17 protein-coding genes are annotated in these 17,227 nt (G+C 66.7%); 12 read left to right on the top strand and 5 right to left on the bottom strand.

The annotated features are described in order from the left end of the window. Nucleotides 1–78: 78 nt before the first annotated feature. The 4 genes from BBX35_RS11125 to BBX35_RS11110 all read right to left on the bottom strand — a co-directional run bounded on the left by BBX35_RS11125 (nucleotide 79) and on the right by BBX35_RS11110 (nucleotide 3,263). Complete coding sequence (locus BBX35_RS11125; RefSeq protein WP_067219789.1) at nucleotides 79–1,065, bottom strand: TRAP transporter substrate-binding protein; 987 nt, start codon at nucleotides 1,063–1,065, stop codon at nucleotides 79–81. 90 nt (nucleotides 1,066–1,155) lie between these two features. Continuing rightward, nucleotides 1,156–1,698 (bottom strand): 3-hydroxyanthranilate 3,4-dioxygenase, encoded by a 543-nt coding sequence (locus BBX35_RS11120; RefSeq protein ID WP_067219787.1) that lies wholly within the window; start codon nucleotides 1,696–1,698, stop codon nucleotides 1,156–1,158. A gap of 247 nt (nucleotides 1,699–1,945) precedes the next feature. Continuing rightward, nucleotides 1,946–2,827, bottom strand: coding sequence for a MurR/RpiR family transcriptional regulator (locus BBX35_RS11115; RefSeq protein WP_067219784.1), 882 nt, complete (start codon nucleotides 2,825–2,827; stop codon nucleotides 1,946–1,948). 46 nt (nucleotides 2,828–2,873) lie between these two features. Next, nucleotides 2,874–3,263 carry a Rid family hydrolase gene (locus tag BBX35_RS11110; protein WP_067219781.1) on the bottom strand — a complete coding sequence of 130 codons (390 nt, stop codon included), beginning with the start codon at nucleotides 3,261–3,263 and terminating at the stop codon, nucleotides 2,874–2,876. 228 nt (nucleotides 3,264–3,491) lie between these two features. On the opposite strand from BBX35_RS11110, the gene BBX35_RS11105 reads away from it, so the two are divergent. The 7 genes from BBX35_RS11105 to BBX35_RS11075 all read left to right on the top strand — a co-directional run bounded on the left by BBX35_RS11105 (nucleotide 3,492) and on the right by BBX35_RS11075 (nucleotide 11,559). Further along, a complete protein-coding gene (locus BBX35_RS11105) occupies nucleotides 3,492–5,033 on the top strand; it encodes an ABC transporter substrate-binding protein (RefSeq protein ID WP_067219779.1) in 1,542 nt (513 codons plus the stop codon). Between the two features lie 116 nt (nucleotides 5,034–5,149). Beyond that, entirely contained in the window at nucleotides 5,150–6,097 is a 948-nt protein-coding gene (locus tag BBX35_RS11100) for an ABC transporter permease (RefSeq protein ID WP_067219777.1), read from the top strand. A gap of 43 nt (nucleotides 6,098–6,140) precedes the next feature. After that, on the top strand, nucleotides 6,141–6,992 hold the full coding sequence (locus BBX35_RS11095) for an ABC transporter permease (protein WP_067219774.1): 852 nt from the start codon (nucleotides 6,141–6,143) through the stop codon (nucleotides 6,990–6,992). 1 nt (nucleotide 6,993) lies between these two features. Then, entirely contained in the window at nucleotides 6,994–7,995 is a 1,002-nt protein-coding gene (locus BBX35_RS11090; RefSeq protein WP_067219771.1) for an ABC transporter ATP-binding protein, read from the top strand. Beyond that, a complete protein-coding gene (locus BBX35_RS11085) occupies nucleotides 7,992–8,993 on the top strand; it encodes an ABC transporter ATP-binding protein (RefSeq protein WP_067219769.1) in 1,002 nt (333 codons plus the stop codon). The genes BBX35_RS11090 and BBX35_RS11085 overlap by 4 nt, the downstream gene beginning before the upstream one ends. Beyond that, on the top strand, nucleotides 8,993–10,462 hold the full coding sequence (locus tag BBX35_RS11080) for a M81 family metallopeptidase (RefSeq protein ID WP_244271609.1): 1,470 nt from the start codon (nucleotides 8,993–8,995) through the stop codon (nucleotides 10,460–10,462). The genes BBX35_RS11085 and BBX35_RS11080 overlap by 1 nt, the downstream gene beginning before the upstream one ends. Nucleotides 10,463–10,479: 17 nt before the next feature. Further along, the gene (locus BBX35_RS11075) at nucleotides 10,480–11,559 is read left to right on the top strand and encodes an alanine racemase (RefSeq protein WP_067219766.1); all 1,080 of its coding nucleotides are present in this window, start codon (nucleotides 10,480–10,482) and stop codon (nucleotides 11,557–11,559) included. Between the two features lie 25 nt (nucleotides 11,560–11,584). Here BBX35_RS11075 and BBX35_RS11070 read toward each other — a convergent pair whose 3' ends face one another. Further along, nucleotides 11,585–12,286 (bottom strand): GntR family transcriptional regulator, encoded by a 702-nt coding sequence (locus tag BBX35_RS11070; protein WP_067219764.1) that lies wholly within the window; start codon nucleotides 12,284–12,286, stop codon nucleotides 11,585–11,587. A 268-nt stretch (nucleotides 12,287–12,554) separates the two neighbouring features. Between BBX35_RS11070 and uxaC the strand changes: the two genes are divergently transcribed. The 5 genes from uxaC to BBX35_RS11045 all read left to right on the top strand — a co-directional run bounded on the left by uxaC (nucleotide 12,555) and on the right by BBX35_RS11045 (nucleotide 17,197). Further along, nucleotides 12,555–13,961, top strand: a complete 1,407-nt coding sequence (gene uxaC / locus BBX35_RS11065) for a glucuronate isomerase (protein ID WP_067219761.1) — start codon at nucleotides 12,555–12,557, stop codon at nucleotides 13,959–13,961. A gap of 33 nt (nucleotides 13,962–13,994) precedes the next feature. After that, nucleotides 13,995–14,975: a TRAP transporter substrate-binding protein gene (locus tag BBX35_RS11060; protein WP_067219759.1), complete on the top strand. Its 981-nt coding sequence runs from the start codon at nucleotides 13,995–13,997 to the stop codon at nucleotides 14,973–14,975. A gap of 80 nt (nucleotides 14,976–15,055) precedes the next feature. Beyond that, nucleotides 15,056–15,565: a TRAP transporter small permease gene (locus BBX35_RS11055; RefSeq protein ID WP_083206208.1), complete on the top strand. Its 510-nt coding sequence runs from the start codon at nucleotides 15,056–15,058 to the stop codon at nucleotides 15,563–15,565. A gap of 3 nt (nucleotides 15,566–15,568) precedes the next feature. Next, the gene (locus tag BBX35_RS11050; protein WP_067219755.1) at nucleotides 15,569–16,849 is read left to right on the top strand and encodes a TRAP transporter large permease; all 1,281 of its coding nucleotides are present in this window, start codon (nucleotides 15,569–15,571) and stop codon (nucleotides 16,847–16,849) included. A gap of 30 nt (nucleotides 16,850–16,879) precedes the next feature. Continuing rightward, complete coding sequence (locus tag BBX35_RS11045) at nucleotides 16,880–17,197, top strand: cupin domain-containing protein (RefSeq protein WP_067220002.1); 318 nt, start codon at nucleotides 16,880–16,882, stop codon at nucleotides 17,195–17,197. The last annotated feature ends 30 nt before the right edge of the window (nucleotides 17,198–17,227 follow it).

Genomic DNA, 17,227 nt, shown 5'->3' with positions numbered 1-17,227 from the left:
GGGACCTCCCTCCCTCTGACGCGACGGCGCGGGCGGCGATATCCGCCATCCCGCGCCGCAATCTTCGGCAACTTCGCCTCAGCGCGTCTCTTCCGCCACCTTGCGCAGGCCGGCAAGCGCCGGGGCCTTCTCGGTCCAGATCGCTTCCCACTTGGCGATGGCATCGGCAAAGAACGCGGCATCCGCCTCCACAACCGTCTTGCCAGTGCCCTCAATGGACAGGAGCCACTCGGCTTCCTTCTGGACGTAGGTGTCGATGGCCCCGTCGAGGTGGCGCTTCATCAGCTCGGCCACCGTCTTGCGGTCCTCCTCGGACAGGCCCTGCCAGACCTTGGCCGAGACCAGCCCGACCATCGGGAACATCATGTGGTTGGACAGCAGGATCGTGTCGGCGTGCTCGTAGTACTTGAGCCCCCAGATCAACTCCGCATCCATGTCGATGGCATCGACCTGGCCGTTGGCGAGCGCATCGTAGACCGCCGGCAGCGGCATCGGCGTCGAGGCGGCGCCCAGCGCGTTGTAGAAGTCCTTGATCGGTTCGAACGGGGTGATGCGCAACTTCTTGCCTGAAAGGTCCGCCGCCGTTGTCACCGGCGACCGGCTGACGATCTGGCGAAGCCCGCCCATCGAATAGCCGATGCCGACGACGCCGGCCTTCTGAGGCAGGCCCTGGAGCAGGCCGGTGGCGACGTCAGAGCGCAGGATGCGGGCCGCATGGCCAACATCGTCGGCGAGATACGGCGCGTAGAAGGCGCCGAAATCGGGCACCCGGTTTGACACTTCGGCGATGGTCAGGAAGGCCATGTCGAGCGCGCCCGTCTGCAGCTGCTGCATCATCTGCGCCTCGTTGCCGAGCTGCTGCGAGGGAAACACGGTGACGCTGTGCTCGCCGCCGGAGGCCGACTTCAGCTCGACGGCGAACGAGTTCGCCGCAACCGTCCAGATATGCGGCGGCGGGGTGATCAGGCCGAGGCGGAATTCCTTCGCCTCCGCAAGGCCGGCGCCCAATGTCGCCATGGCAATGGCTGCGGGCAAGAGACGGGCAAGATGCTTGGCTTTGGTCATGTCATGCTCCTCCCGGCACGGCGCTGCCCCGGCGGGCGGGCCGGCCGTCTTCAGTCGATGGGAATGGTCGGGACGCGGTGTCCGGTTCGTTCAGAGAACGACCCAGCCTTCCGGCGGCTCCTTGCCGGGATGCAGCGTGCCGCAGTTCGGGCAGGTGCGGTCTTCCTCGGAGGCGTAGAACGCCTTGTAGACCGGCGGCAGGTCGTCGACGATCGACTCAAGGTCGAGCTCGGCGCGGTGCACCAGGTGCTCGCATTCGAAGCAGTACCACTCGATGGCATCGAGCGCGCCTTCAGGGCGGGACGGCTCGATGACGAGACCGACGGACCCCTCCTGCGGGCGCTGCGGCGAGTGGCGCACATGCGGGGGCAGCAGGAAGATCTCGCCCTCGCGGATCGGCACGTCGTAGAATTCCTTGCCGTCGTAGACCTTCAGGACCATGTCGCCCTTGAGCTGGTAGAAGAACTCCTCGACCGGATCGTCGTGATAGTCGGTGCGCTTGTTGGGCCCGCCGACCACGGTGACCATGAGATCCGCGTCCTTGAAGACCTGCTGGTTGCCGACCGGCGGCTTCAGCAGGTGCTTGTGCTCGTCGATCCATTTCTGGAAATTGAAGGCCGCAAGTCTCGACATCTATGGCTCCCCGCACTGGCTGGCTCGCGCACGACGCCGCTTCTTTCGGAGCCCCCGCCCCACGGTCGTCCGCACGTTTTTCTCAGCCAAGGAGACGGCAGAGTGGTATGTCAATCAAATACCAATATTCGAAGCAGATATAACGAAACCGGATATCCGAACCTCGCGTCGCGTCCGTTTGCGCACAAGGCCCGGCGGCACAGTGCGAGGTGTGCCTTGCAACAGCGACATATCGCCGGAAGGTTGGTCAGTCGCCGATGGGCTTGGGGCCCACATCCTTGGACAGCGGCACCAGCGAGGTGCGGATACGGCGCAGATACTCGCGCACGCGCTCCGGCCGCTTGCGCGCAGCACCAGCCGCCAGCACGTCGATGATCGCCACATAGGCAAGCCGCGAGGCGCTCGGCTTGTAGATGTCCTGGTCTTCCGGCAGGTCGAGGCCGAGCGCGATGTCGGTGGCGCCGGCAAGATCCGATCCCGCCTTGGTGAGGCTCAGCGACTGGGCTCCGTACTGGCGGGCGATGGCGACGCTGTCGAGCAGTTCGGCCGGCGTGCCACTCGCAGAGATCGCGAAGACCACGTCGCCGCGCTCCAGCGTCGAGGCGATCATCCGCTGCAGGTAGCCGTCCGAATGCGCCTCTGCCGGCACGCCCAGGCGGAAGAAGCGGTTCGCGCCCTCGCGCGCGACATTGGCCGAGCCGCCGCCGACGCCGAAGAAGACGATCCGCCGCGCTCCGGCCAGAAGATCGATCGCCGCCTCCACCGACACGGGATCGAGCTGGGCCCGCGCCCGGTTCAGCGTGTCCATCAACGCGCCGAACACCTGAGACACCAGCGCATCGGACAGGGATCCGCTGTCGGGCGCATGCACGTCCATGTATTGCAGCGACACGGCGACGCTCTGGGCGAGGCGGATCTTGAAGTCCTTGAACCCGTCGCATCCGAGCGTCTGGCAGAACCGGTTGACCGTGGCATCGGACACGCCGGCGCCCTGGGCGATCTCGCTCTGGCGCTGGTAGGCGATGGTCTCCAGGTTCGCCAGCACGTAGTCGGCAACACGCTGCTCGCGCTTGGGGAAGGCGCCGTCGAGCTGCCTGAGCTGCGCGATGATGTCGATCACCTTGGCCACGCCCCCGGCCCCTTCCTTGCCATCCGCCCCGGTCTGCGGAGCGAGATTAATCGGCTTTGTAGGCGATGACATCCATCTCGACCTTCGCATCCACCATCAACGGCGACTGCACCGTGGAACGTGCCGGAGGGTGGGCTCCGAAATGCCGCTCGAACACGGCGTTGAAGCTGGAGAAGTCGCGCGCATCGTCCAGCCAGACATTGACCTTGACCACATGCTCCAGTCCGCAGCCCGCCAGCGCCAGCACCGACTTGATGTTCTCGATCACCTTTTCAGTCTGCGCGACGATGCCGCCGGTGATGATCTCGCCTCCTTCGACCGGCACCTGACCGGAGACATAGACGAACCCGCCGGCCATGACGGCCTTGGCGAACGGACGCTTCTGACCGCCGGCTGCGAGGTCGGCGGTGTCGTGACGGGTGATGCCCTTGGTCATGGAAATCCTCAGCTGCTTATGAAAGTTTCTTTCATTATCTACCGCGGTTTGGCGGGAAACTCAAATTCCCGTTTGACAGTTTCGGCAGATTATGAAAATTTTTTACACAACGAACAGCCGGCGCAGACACGGCAGATCGTGGGATGGCTGCACGGCCGGCGACTGCACGTCGCCTGCTCGTGTAGCCCATTCGGGCTACCCAGAGGACCCTGTATTTGGAGGAGTGGAATGTTTCGGAACACCCGCTGGAAAACCGTGTTCGCCGCGGCGATCGCGACATCCATGGCCAGCACCGCCTTCGCGGCCGGCACCCTGCGCTACGCCACGGTCGGCGAGCCGCCCAGCCTCGACCAGCACGTCGTCACCTCGGACCTGTCGACGACCATCGCCCACCACATGTTCGAGGGTCTCTACACCTTCGACGCCAGCAACTCGCCGGTGCCGCTTCTGGCCGAGAGCGACCGGCTGGAGGATGACGGGCGCACCATCGTCATCACCCTGCGCAAGGACGTGACCTTCCACAACGGCACCGACATGACCTCGGCCGACGTCGTTGCCTCGCTGAAGCGCTGGGGCGAGTTCGGTTCGCGCGGCAGCCTGCTGTTCTCGAATGTCGACAGCATCGAAGCGACCGGCGACCATGAGGTCACGCTGCGCCTGAAGCAGCCGTTCGGCCCCTGGAAGAACCTGCTGGCCTTCATCAATGGCGGCCCGGCGATCTATCCCGCCTCCGTGATGGAAGGTGCCGGCAAGGAGCCGATCGCACCGGAAAACTACATCGGCACCGGCCCCTATCGCTTCGGCGAGTGGCAGCCCAACCGCCATGTCGAGCTCGTCCGCTTCGACGACTACGATTCGCCGGAAGGCGAGCCGAACGGCTATGGCGGCACCCGCAAGGCCGAGTTCGATGCGCTGCGCTTCATCCCTGTCCCCGACGTCGGCACCCGCGTCAGCGGCCTGCAGGCCGGCGACTACGACTATGCCGAGAACATCCCGGGCGACCTCTTCGATGCCCTCGATGCAAGCCCGGACGTCACGACGATCCTGAACGGCGGCCCGATCTTCGGCTTGGTCTTCATGAACTCCAAGGAAGGCCCGCTGAAGGAGAATTTCGCCCTGCGCCGCGCCATCCAGACGGCCATCAACAAGACGCCGGCGCTCCAGGTCTCCATCGGCCCGGAAAAGCTGTGGCGTGCCAACGGCTCGTTCATGCCGCAGGGCAATGTCTGGTACACTGAATCCGGCGCTGACAACTTCAGCAAGGGCGATGCGGCCGCGGCGAAGGAGCTGGCCAAGGAAGCCGGCTACAACGGCGAGCCGATCAAGTTCATGGTGTCGACCAACTACCCGTTCCACTACGACACGGCGATCGTCTACACCAAGCAGCTCGCCCAGGCCGGCTTCAACATCGACCTGCAGGTCTACGACTGGGCAACGCTCATCAAGAAGCGCGGCGAGCCGGACCAGTGGGACCTGTTCTTCACCCATCACGGCTTCGTGCCGGATCCGATCCTGATCTCGGTGATGAACCCCAACTACCCCGGCTGGTGGGCCACCCCGGAAAAGACCGCGCTGTCGGAGAAGTTCACCGCCTCGGCCGATCCGGCGGAGCGGCAGAAGCTGTGGGGCGAGCTGCAGGCGCTCGTCTACGAGCAGGTCCCGACCATGAAGACGGGCGACATCTACACCTACAACATTGCCTCCCCGGCGCTTAAGGGCCTCGGCGAAGCAACCCTGATCTGGCCGCACTTCTGGAACGTCTCGAAGTAACGCGAAGATCCCGTCGTCCCCCTCCGGCCTTTGCGAAAGTCCGTCCGACGGACGACACTCGCAACAGGCCGGGGGCGGGCTGGCCGCCTCCCGACATTTCGCGGAAAGTCACGCTCATGCTCGGATATGCCCTGCGGAGACTGCTGACGCTCGTGCCGACGCTGCTCGCCGCCTCGCTGCTGGTCTTCCTTTTCGTGCACCTGATCCCCGGCGATCCGGCTGCCGTCCTGCTCGGCGATAGCGCCACGCCCGAGGAAATTGCCAGCCTGACGCGCGAGCTCGGTCTCGACCAGCCGCTCTACACGCAGTACCTGCTATGGCTCGGCAACGTGTTGCAGGGCGACTTCGGCACGTCGATCTTCTTCCGCGTTCCCGTCACCTCGGTGATCGCCGACGGTGCGGAGACCTCGATCCTTCTCGCTCTGATGACGATGGTCTGGATCGTCATTCTCGGCGTCCCCATCGGCGTCGTCGCCGCCAGCTATCGCGGCACCTGGGTCGACCAGGTCACGTCCGGCGGCGCCATGCTGTTCGCCTCCGTGCCGACCTTCTGGCTCGGTCTCTACCTGATCCTGATCTTCTCGGTGACGCTCGGCTGGCTGCCCTCGTCCGGCTTCCCGTCCGTGACCGACGACGGCGGGCTCGCGAACCTGCGCTATCTGCTGCTGCCGAGTTTCACGCTCGCCGCGCCCAACGCCGCGCTGATCATCCGTCTGGTGCGCGCCTCCATGCTCGACGTGCAGCGCGAGGATCATGTGCGCACCGCCCGCGCCAAGGGCCTCGCCCCGTGGAAGGTCTCGGTGAAGCACGTCTTCCGCAACGCGCTGATCGCCGTCGCCGCCGCCTTCGGCTTCACCTTCGCCGCCCTCGTCTCCGAGGCGGTGGTGACCGAAACCGTCTTCTCGCTGCCCGGCATCGGCCGCCTCGTGGTGCAGTCGATCCTGCGCCGCGACTACCCCGTCATCCAGGGCGTGATTCTGGTGATCGTCGTCCTCTACATGGTCATCAACCTCCTGGTCGACCTCGCCTATGCGCGCCTCGACCCCAGGGTGTCGCTGAAATGACCCGGACCCGTTCTCTCAAGCCGCAAAGCCAGGGAGCTGAGGCATGACCGCGATCCTCACCATGGGCCGCATCTTCCGCGGGCGCTGGCTCGCCACCGCCGGACTGTGCTGGCTGATCCTGGTCGCGCTGGCCGCGATCTTCGCCCCGCTCGTCGCGCCCTACGACCCGCTCGAGCTCGACCCGCTCGTGCGCCTGTCGCCGCCCAGTCTCGAGCACCTGTTCGGCACCGACCACTATGGCCGCGACAGCTTCTCGCGCAGCCTCTACGGCGCCCGCATGGCCATTATCACCGGCATCGGCAGCGTCGTCGTCGCGCTGGTCGCCGGCGGCCTTGCCGGCATGGTCTCGGCCTATTTCAACCGCCTCGGCCATGTGATCATGCGCGTCGTCGACGTGCTGATGGCGTTCCCGGCGCTGCTGCTCGCCCTCGTTCTGATGACCCTGCTGGAGCGCAGCGTCGTCAACACGGTGATCGTGATCGGCATCGTCTACGCCACCACCACCGCCCGCATCCTCTTCGGCATGACCTTGAAGCTCAAGGGCGAGGTTTTCGTCGATGCCGCGACCTGTTCGGGCGCCGGCCATGCCAGCATCCTGTTCCGCCACATCCTGCCGAACCTCGTCTCGCCGCTCCTGGTGCAGGCAAGCTTCATCTTCGCCTTTGCCCAGCTGCAGGCGGCGGCGCTCGACTTCCTCGGCCTCGGCCTGCCGCCGGAAGTGCCGAGCTGGGGCAACATGCTGTCGGAATCGCGCATTTACGTCACCCGCGCCTCCTGGCTGCTGCTGTTCCCCGGCGCGCTGATCATCCTGTCGGTCTTTTCCATGAACCTGGTCGGCGACGCCCTGCGCGACAGCATCGACCCGCGGTTCCGCAACGACATCAAGGGGGTGTGAGATGACGCGCCCGAATTCAGACACACGCGACCTGTTGCTCGACATGCGCGGCCTGACGCTCGGCGTCGCCACGCCCGACGGCATCCTGCCGGTGGTGCAGGACCTCTCGCTCAGCCTGTCGACCGGCGAGACGCTCGGCATCGTCGGCGAAAGCGGCTGCGGCAAGAGCCTCACCTCGCTCGCCATCATGGGGCTGCTGGAGGGAACGCCGGTGCGCGTTCTTGCCGGCGAGATCTTCTTCCGCGGCCGCGATCTCCTGCGCCTGTCGCCGCGCGAGCGCCGCGCGGTCATGGGCAACGAGATGTCGATGATCTTCCAGGAGCCGATGACCTCGCTCAATCCGGTCTACCGGATCGGCGACCAGATCGTCGAAGCGATCCGCGAGCATCAGCCGATGTCGCGCCGCGCCGCCCGCGACCGGGCGCTGGAGCTGCTGACCATGGTCCGCATCCCCGACCCGGCGGGGCGCATCGACAGCTTCCCGCACCAGCTGTCCGGCGGCCAGCGCCAGCGCGTGATGATCGCCATGGCGCTCGCCGGTTCGCCGCGCCTCCTGATCGCCGATGAGCCGACCACCGCCCTCGACGTCACCGTACAGGCGCAGATCCTCAAGCTCATCGTCGAGCTGCAGAAGGACACCGGCATGGGCGTCATGCTGATCTCCCATGACCTCGGCGTCATCGCCGAGACCTGCGACCGCATCGCCGTGATGTATCGCGGCCGCGTGGTCGAGACGGCGGGGGCACGCGAGCTCTTCCAGGACATGCGCCATCCCTACACGCGCGGCCTGCTGGACTCGATTCCCGAGGCCGACGAGGACGTCGACCGGCTGTCCGCCATTCCCGGACGCGTCCCGACGCTCGACGAGACCATCACCGGCTGCGCCTTCCATCCGCGTTGCGCGCGGGCGGGCGCCGGTTGCGACAGCGACCAGCCGGCGCTCGCCGCCTTCGCGCCCACCCATTTTGCCCGCTGCCACTACCCGCTGGAGCCGGACGCATGACCGACGCAGCCCCCCTCCTCCAGGTCCGCGACCTGAAGACCCACTTCACCTTCCGCGCGCCCTCAACCGGCGTGTTGCCGGGCCCCAAGCGCATCCTCAAGGCGGTCGACGGCGTCTCCTTCGACCTTGCCGAGGGCGAGGTGCTCGGCATCGTCGGCGAGAGCGGCTGCGGCAAGTCCACGGTCGGGCGCACGCTGACGAAGCTCGAGCCGGCGACGAGCGGCGAGGCGCGGTTCCGCGGCCGCGACATTCTGGGGCTTTCGGCGGGCGCCTTCCGGCCGCTGCGCCGTGAGATCCAGATGATCTTCCAGGACCCCTTCGCCTCGCTCAATCCGCGCCTCACCATTGAGCAGACGCTGGCCGAGCCCGTGCGCATCCACGGCCTTGCCCGTACCCGCGAGGAGGTGCGCGCCCGCATCGCCGACACACTGGTGAAGGTCGGCCTCGATCCGAAGGTGATGACCCGCTACCCGCACGAGTTCTCCGGCGGCCAGCGCCAGCGCATCGGCATCGCAAGGGTGATGATTGTCGAGCCGCGCCTCGTCATCGCCGACGAGGCGGTCTCCGCACTCGACGTGTCGATCCAGGCGCAGGTGCTCAACCTCATCAAGGACCTGCAGCGCGACAGCGGCATCTCGATGCTGTTCATTTCTCACGATCTCGGTGTCGTGCGGCACATCTCCGACCGTGTCGCCGTCATGTATCTCGGCCGCATCGTCGAGACGGCCCCCAAGGCCGCCATCTTCGAAAAGCCGGCGCATCCCTACACGCGCCTGCTGCTCGCCTCCATCCCGCGCATCCGGCCGGGACGGCAGCCGGTCGCCGACCTCGGCGAACCGGCAAGCGCCGCCTCGCCGCCCTCCGGCTGCGCCTTCCATCCGCGTTGCCCGCTGGCCACCGATATCTGCCGCTCGACGCGGCCCGATCCGGTGGACCTCGGCAACGGACGTTCCAGTGCCTGCCACCATGCCGGCCAGCTTCTCGGGGAGGCCGCCTGATGGCCGAAATGAAACGCGTATTCGTCGGGTCCCTGGCAACGGAGACCAACACCTTCTCGCCCCTGCGCACGGACCTGCAGGACTTCCGCGACAGCTTCTATGCCGGCCCCGGCGAGCATCCGGCAACGCCGACCCTGTGCAGCGCGGTCTTCCCGGTCGCCCGCGACCGCGCGCGGCAATACGGCTGGCACGTGATCGAGGGCACCGCGACCTGGGCGGAGCCGGGCGGCCTCGTCAACGCCCGCACCTGGGAGCTCCTGCGCGACCAGATGCTGGCCGAGATCCGCGCCGCGCTGCCGCTCGACATCGTGCTGCTCGGCCTGCATGGCGCGATGGTCGCCGACGGCTGCCTCGACTGCGAAGGAGAGATCCTGGAGGCGGTGCGCGCCATCGTCGGGCCGGACACGATCGTCGGCGCCACCTTCGATCCGCACAGCCACCTGTCGGCAAAGCGCACCGCCAATGCCGACTTGCTGGTCGCCTTCAAGGAATTCCCGCACACCGATTTCGTCATCGCCGCCGAAAGCCTCATAGATCTCGCCCACCGCACCTCGGTTGGCGAGGTGAAGCCGGAAATCTCCGTCTTCGACTGCCGGATGATCGAGGTGTTGCCGACCAGCCGCCAGCCGATGCGCGGCTTCGTCGACAAGCTCAAGGCGCTGGAAGGACATGACGGCGTCCTGTCGGTTTCGGTGATCCATGGCTTCATGGCCGCCGACGTGCCGGACCTCGGCTCCCGCCTCGTCGTCATCACCGACGGCGACCGGCCGAAGGGCGACCAGCTGGCGCGCGAACTCGGCATGGAGCTCTTTTCCTATCGCGGCCGCACCCGGCCGGATTTCCTCACCCCGGCGCAGGCGCTCGACAAGGCGGCCGAGACCGACGGCCATCCGGTCGTCATCGCCGATGTCTGGGACAATCCCGGCGGCGGCGTGCCGGGCGATTCCACCATCGTGCTGCGCGAGATGATCGCACGCGATCTCACGGATGCCGCCCTCGCCTCCATCTGGGATCCGGTTGCGGTACGCACCTGCATTTCCGCCGGCGAGGGCGCGACGCTCCCCTTGCGCTTCGGCGGCAAGATGTCGGCCGCAGCCGGCGAGCCCATCGATGCCGAGGTCACGGTGGAGAAGGTGGTGCGCAATGCGGTGCAGAGCTTCGGCACCAGCGTCGTGCCGCTGGGCGATTCGGTGACAATCCGCATCAAGGGGCTGCGCGTGGTGCTCAACACGGTGCGCTCGCAGATCTTCAGCCCGGACGCCTTCGCCAACATGGGGATCGACCCGACGGCAATGAAGATCCTGGTTGTGAAGTCGACCAATCACTTCCACGATGCCTTCTCGCGGATCGCCTTCGACATCCTCTATGCGGCGGTCGACGGGCCCTACCCGAACGATCCGGCGACCAACACCTACCACACCCTCACGCGCGCCATCTGGCCCCGCGTCGAGGATCCCCACGCCGCCTGAGACGAACGGACCACTCCATGACCGCCGACGCGCCCTTCCAGCCCGAAACGCCCGCCCTCGTGCTGGACGAGGCGGTTGCGCTCGCCAACATCGCCCGCTTCCAGGCCCATTGCGACCGGCTCGGTCTCAAGAGCCGGCCGCATATCAAGACGCACAAGCTGCCGCGCTTCGCCAAGGCGCAGATCGAGGCCGGCGCGCGCGGCATCACCTGCCAGAAGATCGGCGAAGCCGAGGTCATGGCCGATGCCGGCATCGACGACATCCTCATCACCTTCAACATCCTTGGCGAGGCCAAGCTTGCGCGGCTTAAGGCGCTTGCCGGGCGCATCGCCCGCCTTGCCGTCGTCGCCGACAGCCAGACGACGGTGGACGGCCTCGCCGCCGCCTTCGCGGACGGTGCGGCAACGCTGCATGTGATGGTGGAATGCGATACCGGCGCCGGACGCTGCGGCGTCCAGACGCCCGAAGAAGCGGCAGATCTCGCCGCCCGCATCGCGGCTGCGCCCGGCCTCGTCTTCGCCGGACTGATGACCTACCCCGCCCCCGGCAAGGCCGGCAATGTCGAGCGTTTCATGGGCGAGGCGCTCGGCCTGCTCGCCGCGCGCGGCATCGAGTGCCCGGAAATCTCCAGCGGTGGCTCGCCGGACATGTGGCATGCGGGCAAAGCGGAAGGCGGGTCCCGCAACCTCGTCACCGAATACCGGGCCGGCACCTACATCTACAACGACCGCTCGCTGGTCGAGCGCGGCGCCTGCGCCCTCGACGACTGCGCCCTGACAGTGCACGCCACTGTCGTAAGCCGGCCGACCCCGACGCGTGCGGTGCTCGATGCCGGCTCCAAGGCGCTGTCCTCCGACCTGCTCGGCCTCACCGGACACGGCACCATCATCGACCATCCGGATGCGCATATCGCAGCGCTCAGCGAGGAACATGCGGTGGTCGACATTCCCGCCGGCAGCCTCGCCGTCGGCGACCGCGTTCGCATCGTGCCGAACCATTGCTGCGTGGTGACGAACCTGTTCGACAGCGCCTGGCTGCTCGGCGCCGATGGCAGCGTTCAGCAGATCGATATCGCCGCGCGCGGCCGCATGACCTGACGGACTGACCGGCGCGCCCCTCTCCTCAGGCCTCGTCGGGATCGAAATAGTCTGCGTGGGCGGCCCGAATATCGTCGATGATGCCGGCGATACGGGCCAGATGCGACCGCATCCGCGTGATCGCCCCGTCCTGGTCGCCGCCGCGCACCGCCGCCAGGATGGAGATGTGGTCGTTCAGCGCCAGCCGGGCGCCGTTTTCCAGCGACAGGTAGCGGACCCGATCCATATGGGCCTTGTGGTCGCGGATCAGTGCCCACACGTGCCCCTGCCCGGCGATCTCGCAGATGCGGTTGTGGAAGCTGTCGTCGAGCGCATGGAAGCCGGCCCGGTCGTCGCGATCCACCGCCTTTTCCTGCTCGCCGATCATGTCTTCCAGCTCGCCCATCTCCGCCTCGGTCATGTTGGCCATGGCCGCGCGCATCGTCTCCAGTTCGAGCGCGGTGCGGATGAAGCGGGCCCGGTGCACCGCCTCCACCGAGATCGGCGTCACCACCGTGGCGCGCTGCGGACGGATCAGCAGGAAGCCCTGCTGCGACAGCCGGTAGAAGGCATCGCGCACCGGCTGCCGGCTGACCCCCATCTGCTTGGCGACTTCGGCCTCCGACAGCTTGGTGCCGGGCAGCAGGTCGAGCCCGACCACCCGATTGTAGAGCTCGGCAAACACCAGATCGGTCACGGACGGCACGCGCGACATGTCGAGCGTCCTGAGCTTGATCTGTTCCGTCATTCACCTGCCCTCCCTGCGACCACCGCAGCCCGCCCGCAAGATCGGACGAGGCCTTGGCGCCGCGCTGCCGGACGTGTCGTCCGCGCCGGTTTTCCGGCATTTGCCGGGAGGCTCGTCCTAGCGACTGCCGCCCGGTTTGACAATTCGCCGCCCCTGTTTCGGGAGGCGTTGACTCAACTTGTCGACTAACATATTAGATTACTAGTTAGTTCGCCAGCCCCAAGAACGAGACGCGGAAAACGCGACCGGGGCGGCAGGGAGGATCGGAATGGCGCTACTGGACGAGGACCGGCTGTTTCCGGTGGAGCCGCGCACGCGCGGCCTTGCCCGCGACATCTATCGGACCATCCGCGACCTGCCGATCGTCAGCCCCCACGGCCACACGGATCCGGCCTGGTTCGCGCTGAACGAGCCGTTCCCCGACCCGGCCGAGCTTTTCGTCGTGCCGGACCACTACGTCTTCCGCATGCTGTGCTCGCAGGGCATCGCGCTGACCGATCTCGGCGTGCCCCGCGTCGACGGCGGGACAAGCGAGCGCGACCCGCGCCGCATCTGGCAGCTCTTCGCCGACAATTTCTACCTCTTCCGCGGGACGCCCTCCGCGCTCTGGCTGAACCACGCCTTCCAGGAGGTCTTCGGCATCGACGAGCCGCTGGGTCCAAAGACCGCGACGCGCATCTACGACCACATTGCCGACTGTCTCGCTCGCCCCGAATTCCGACCGCGTGCCCTGTTCGATCGCTTCAACATCGAGGTCATCGCCACGACGGAACCGGCGCTGGACCCGCTGGAGCATCACCGCACGATCCGCGACAGCGGCTGGGGCGGCCGGGTTATCACCGCCTATCGGCCCGATGCGGTGATCGATCCCGAGTTCGAGGGCTTTGCCGCCAACGTCGCCCGTCTCGGGGAGATCACCGGCGAGGACACGAGGAGCTGGCACGGCTATCTCGCCGCCCACCGGGCCCGCCGGGCCTTCTTCAAGCAGCACGGCGCCACCTCGACCGATCACGGCGCGCCCAGCGCCCGCACCGAGGACCTTTCGCCGACCGAGGCCGCCGGCCTCTTCGACAAGGCGCTGGCCGGGCGCTGCACGGCGGAGGAAGCCGACCGCTTCCGCGGCCACATGCTGACCGAGATGGCGCGCATGAGCCTCGACGACGGGCTGGTGATGCAGATCCACCCCGGCGCCTTCCGCAACCATTCCCCTGCCGTGCTGGCACGGCACGGCCGCGACAAGGGCTTCGACGTCCCGACGCGCACCGACTACGTGCGCGCGCTCAAGCCGCTGCTCGACGCGGTCGGACACGAGCCCGGCCTCACCATCATCCTCTTCACCCTGGACGAGACCTCCTACGCCCGTGAACTGGCGCCCCTTGCCGGCGCCTATCCGGTGCTGCGCCTCGGCCCGCCCTGGTGGTTCCACGACAGCGCGGAGGGCATGCGCCGTTTTCGCGAGATGGCGACGGAAACCGCCGGTTTCTACAACACCGTGGGGTTCAACGACGACACCCGCGCCTTCTGTTCCATCCCCGCCCGCCACGACGTGGCCCGGCGGTCGGATGCGGCATTCCTCGCCACACTCGTCGCCACAGGGAGGCTCGGCGAAGGCGAGGCATACGAGGTCGCACGCGACCTCACCTATACCCTGGTCAAGGCCGCCTACAGGCTGTGACCGGGCTGAAACTGCTCTAGGGAGGAACTGAACATGAAACACTGGAAGACCATGACGGCGGCCTTCGGGCTGCTCGCCGCCTCCGCCATGACGGTGCAGGCGGCCGACATCGTCCTGCGGTCCTCGGACACCCATCCGGACGGCTACCCGACCGTCGAGGCGGTCAAGTATCTCGGTGAGCTCGTCAAGGAGCGCTCCAACGGCCGCATCGAGATCGAGGTGTTCCACTCGGCCCAGCTCGGCCAGGAGAAGGACACGATCGAGCAGACCCAGTTCGGCGTGATCGACATGAACCGCGTCTCGCTCGGGCCGTTCAACAACATCATCGAGGAGACTCAGGTTCCCTCGCTGCCCTACATCTTCCGCTCCGTCGACCACATGCACAAGGTGATGGACGGCCCGATCGGCCAGGAGATCCTCGACGCGTTCTCCGACCATGATCTCGTCGGCCTGGTCTTCTACGACGCCGGCTCGCGCTCCTTCTACAACCGCCAGAAGCCGGTCGAGAACATGGCCGACCTGTCGGGCATGAAGTTCCGCGTCATGCAGTCGGACCTGTTCGTCGACATGGTCAACGCGCTCGGCGCCAACGCGACGCCGATGCCCTATGGCGAGGTCTATTCCTCGATCCAGACCGGCGTCATCGACGGCGCCGAGAACAACTGGCCGTCCTTCGAGAGCTCCGGCCACTTCGAGGTCGCCGGCTACTACACGCTCGACGAGCACCTGATCGTGCCGGAAGTCCTGGTCATGTCGAAGAAGAGCTGGGACAAGCTCTCGGCCGAAGACCAGGCGCTGATCCGCCAGGCCGCCAAGGACTCCGTCCCGCACATGCGCAAGCTGTGGGCCGAGCGCGAGGCGGCCTCCGAGGCCAAGGTCCGCGAGGCCGGCGTCAAGATCGTCAACAACATCGACAAGACGCCCTTCATCGAGGCGATGAAGCCGGTCTACGAGAAATACGTGACCTCCGACAAGCTGAAGGACGTCGTCGCCCGCATCCAGGCGACCGAGTGATCCCTGCCTGACCTCGAACCCGCGGCGGCCGGTTCGCCGCGGGTTTCTTCTTGCCGGGAGGACGCATCTTGCAAGGGACAATGCGCGACATCGCGCGGATCACGGGCACCATGGGCCGCATCGCCCTGTGGCTGTCGGGCACGGGCCTCGTGCTGATGACCGCATTCATTTCGGTCCAGGTCTTCTACCGCTACGTGCTCAACGACAGCCAGTCCTGGACGGAGCCGGCATCGGTGATGCTGATGGGCTGGTTCATCTTCCTGGGCGCCGCCGTCGGCATCCGCGAAGGCTACCACCTGTCCTTCGACGTGCTGCTCTACGTGCTGCCGCTGAAGGTCAAGCTGGTGCTGCATTCGATCTCCGACGCCGTCGTCATCGCCTTCGGCGGAGGCATGGTCTGGTTCGGCGCGGAACTCGCCGAAAAGACCGCCGGCAACAAGCTGCCCTCGCTCGGCATTTCCGGCGCGTTCGACTTCCTGCCGCTCGTCGGCGGCGGGATCCTCATCGTCCTGTTCTCGCTCGAGCGCCTTGCCCGCCGCGCCGCCGGCCTGCCGACCGCCCGCTTCGGCGAAACCGAACTGGAGGATTGACCGATGGAACTGTTGATCCTCTTCGGCACCTTCACCACCCTGCTGCTGATCGGCACGCCCGTCGCCTTCTGCCTCGGCGTCTCGTCCTTCGCCACCATCGTCTATATCGGCCTGCCGCCGGTCGTCGTGTTCCAGCGGCTGAACTCCGGCGTCTCGGTCTTCGCGCTGATGGCGATCCCCTTCTTTATCTATGCCGGCGAACTAATGGTGCGCGGGGATATCGCCCGCCGACTGGTGGCGCTGGCCGGCGCGCTGGTCGGCCATCTGCGCGGCGGCCTCGGCCAGGTCAACATCACCGCCTCGGTGCTGTTCGGCGGCATCTCCGGCTCGGCTGCGGCCGATGCGTCCGCAATCGGCGGCCTGATGATCCCGCAGATGAAGGCCCGCGGCTACGACGTCGACTACGGCGTCAACGTCACGGTGGTCTCCTCGATCATCGCGTTGATGCTGCCGCCCTCGCACAACATGATCATCTACTCGATCTCGGCAGGCGGGCGCATCTCCATCGCCGACCTGTTCACCGCCGGCATCCTGCCGGGCCTGCTGCTGGCGCTGTCGCTGATGTTCGCGGCCTGGTACGTCGCCAAGAAGCGCAACTACCCCATCGATCCGTTCCAGGGCTGGGGCATGGTCGGCCACCTGCTGATCAACGCGACCCCCGGCATCCTGCTGATCGCCATCATCTTCGGCGGCGTGCGTTCGGGCATCTTCACCGCCTCGGAGAGCTCCTGCATCGCGGTCGTCTACGCGCTCTTCATCACCGCCGTCGCCTATCGCACCATGCACTGGCAGAACTTCGTGCTGGCGACCACCGCGGCCGTGCGCACCACCGCGATGGTGCTGCTGGTGATCGGCTGCGCCGCCTCCTTCGGCTGGCTGCTCGCCTATCTGAGGGTGCCGGCAACGCTCGTCGCCTTCATGCAGGACATCTCGCAGAACCCGCTTCTGGTCCTGCTGCTGATCAACGTGATCCTGCTGATCCTCGGCACCTTCATGGACATGTCGCCGCTGATCGTCATCACCACGCCGATCTTCCTGCCCGTCGCCCAGGCCTTCGGCGTCGATCCGGTCCATTTCGGCGTGATCCTGATCCTCAACCTCGGCATCGGCCTGTGTACGCCTCCCGTCGGGGCGGTGCTCTTCGTCGGCTGCGCCGTCGGCCGGATCACCGTCTGGGATGCGGTCAGGACGATCTGGCCCTTCTACTTCGCCGCCTTCGCGACCCTGATGCTCGTGACCTACGTGCCGTCCCTGTCGCTCTGGCTGCCCTCGCTGTTCCACTGATCGAACCGGAGCCCGCCGATGTCGCCCGCCATGTCTCCCCTTGCCGCCTTTCCGGAAGTTGCGACCGGCCCCGGCGTCACCCGCCGCGTCGTCGCCGACAGCCCGCAGATGATGGTCGTCGCCTTCACCTTCGAAGCCGGAGCCGAAGGCCCGCTGCACAACCATCCGCACATCCAGTCGACCTATGTGGAAAGCGGCCGCTTCGTCTTCTCGCTCGACGGCGAGGAATTCGAGGTCGGCCCCGGGGACAGTTTCGTCATCCCGTCCAACGCGGTGCACGGTTGCCGCTGCCTTCAGGCCGGGCGCCTGATCGACGGCTTCACGCCGCGCCGCGACGACTTCCTCTGATCCTGCAAACCCCACCCCTTCAAGGAGCCG

Origin of the sequence: Stappia indica, from assembly GCF_001696535.1 — a bacterium.
GTDB lineage: Bacteria > Pseudomonadota > Alphaproteobacteria > Rhizobiales > Stappiaceae > Stappia > Stappia indica.
This window is presented reverse-complemented; position numbering and strand designations above follow the sequence as displayed.

Excerpts from the sequence above, each read along its gene's own strand:
- BBX35_RS11055 (WP_083206208.1), top strand. The coding sequence starts at position 15,056 with ATGCGCGACATCGCGCGGATCACGGGCACCATGGGCCGCATCGCCCTG.
- BBX35_RS11085 (WP_067219769.1), top strand. The coding sequence starts at position 7,992 with ATGACCGACGCAGCCCCCCTCCTCCAGGTCCGCGACCTGAAGACCCAC.
- BBX35_RS11080 (WP_244271609.1), top strand. The coding sequence starts at position 8,993 with ATGGCCGAAATGAAACGCGTATTCGTCGGGTCCCTGGCAACGGAGACC.
- BBX35_RS11060 (WP_067219759.1), top strand. The coding sequence starts at position 13,995 with ATGAAACACTGGAAGACCATGACGGCGGCCTTCGGGCTGCTCGCCGCC.
- uxaC (WP_067219761.1), top strand. The coding sequence starts at position 12,555 with ATGGCGCTACTGGACGAGGACCGGCTGTTTCCGGTGGAGCCGCGCACG.
- BBX35_RS11090 (WP_067219771.1), top strand. The coding sequence starts at position 6,994 with ATGACGCGCCCGAATTCAGACACACGCGACCTGTTGCTCGACATGCGC.
- BBX35_RS11095 (WP_067219774.1), top strand. The coding sequence starts at position 6,141 with ATGACCGCGATCCTCACCATGGGCCGCATCTTCCGCGGGCGCTGGCTC.
- BBX35_RS11075 (WP_067219766.1), top strand. The coding sequence starts at position 10,480 with ATGACCGCCGACGCGCCCTTCCAGCCCGAAACGCCCGCCCTCGTGCTG.
- BBX35_RS11070 (WP_067219764.1), bottom strand. The coding sequence starts at position 12,286 with ATGACGGAACAGATCAAGCTCAGGACGCTCGACATGTCGCGCGTGCCG.
- BBX35_RS11125 (WP_067219789.1), bottom strand. The coding sequence starts at position 1,065 with ATGACCAAAGCCAAGCATCTTGCCCGTCTCTTGCCCGCAGCCATTGCC.
- BBX35_RS11045 (WP_067220002.1), top strand. The coding sequence starts at position 16,880 with ATGTCTCCCCTTGCCGCCTTTCCGGAAGTTGCGACCGGCCCCGGCGTC.
- BBX35_RS11105 (WP_067219779.1), top strand. The coding sequence starts at position 3,492 with ATGTTTCGGAACACCCGCTGGAAAACCGTGTTCGCCGCGGCGATCGCG.
- BBX35_RS11100 (WP_067219777.1), top strand. The coding sequence starts at position 5,150 with ATGCTCGGATATGCCCTGCGGAGACTGCTGACGCTCGTGCCGACGCTG.
- BBX35_RS11050 (WP_067219755.1), top strand. The coding sequence starts at position 15,569 with ATGGAACTGTTGATCCTCTTCGGCACCTTCACCACCCTGCTGCTGATC.
- BBX35_RS11120 (WP_067219787.1), bottom strand. The coding sequence starts at position 1,698 with ATGTCGAGACTTGCGGCCTTCAATTTCCAGAAATGGATCGACGAGCAC.
- BBX35_RS11110 (WP_067219781.1), bottom strand. The coding sequence starts at position 3,263 with ATGACCAAGGGCATCACCCGTCACGACACCGCCGACCTCGCAGCCGGC.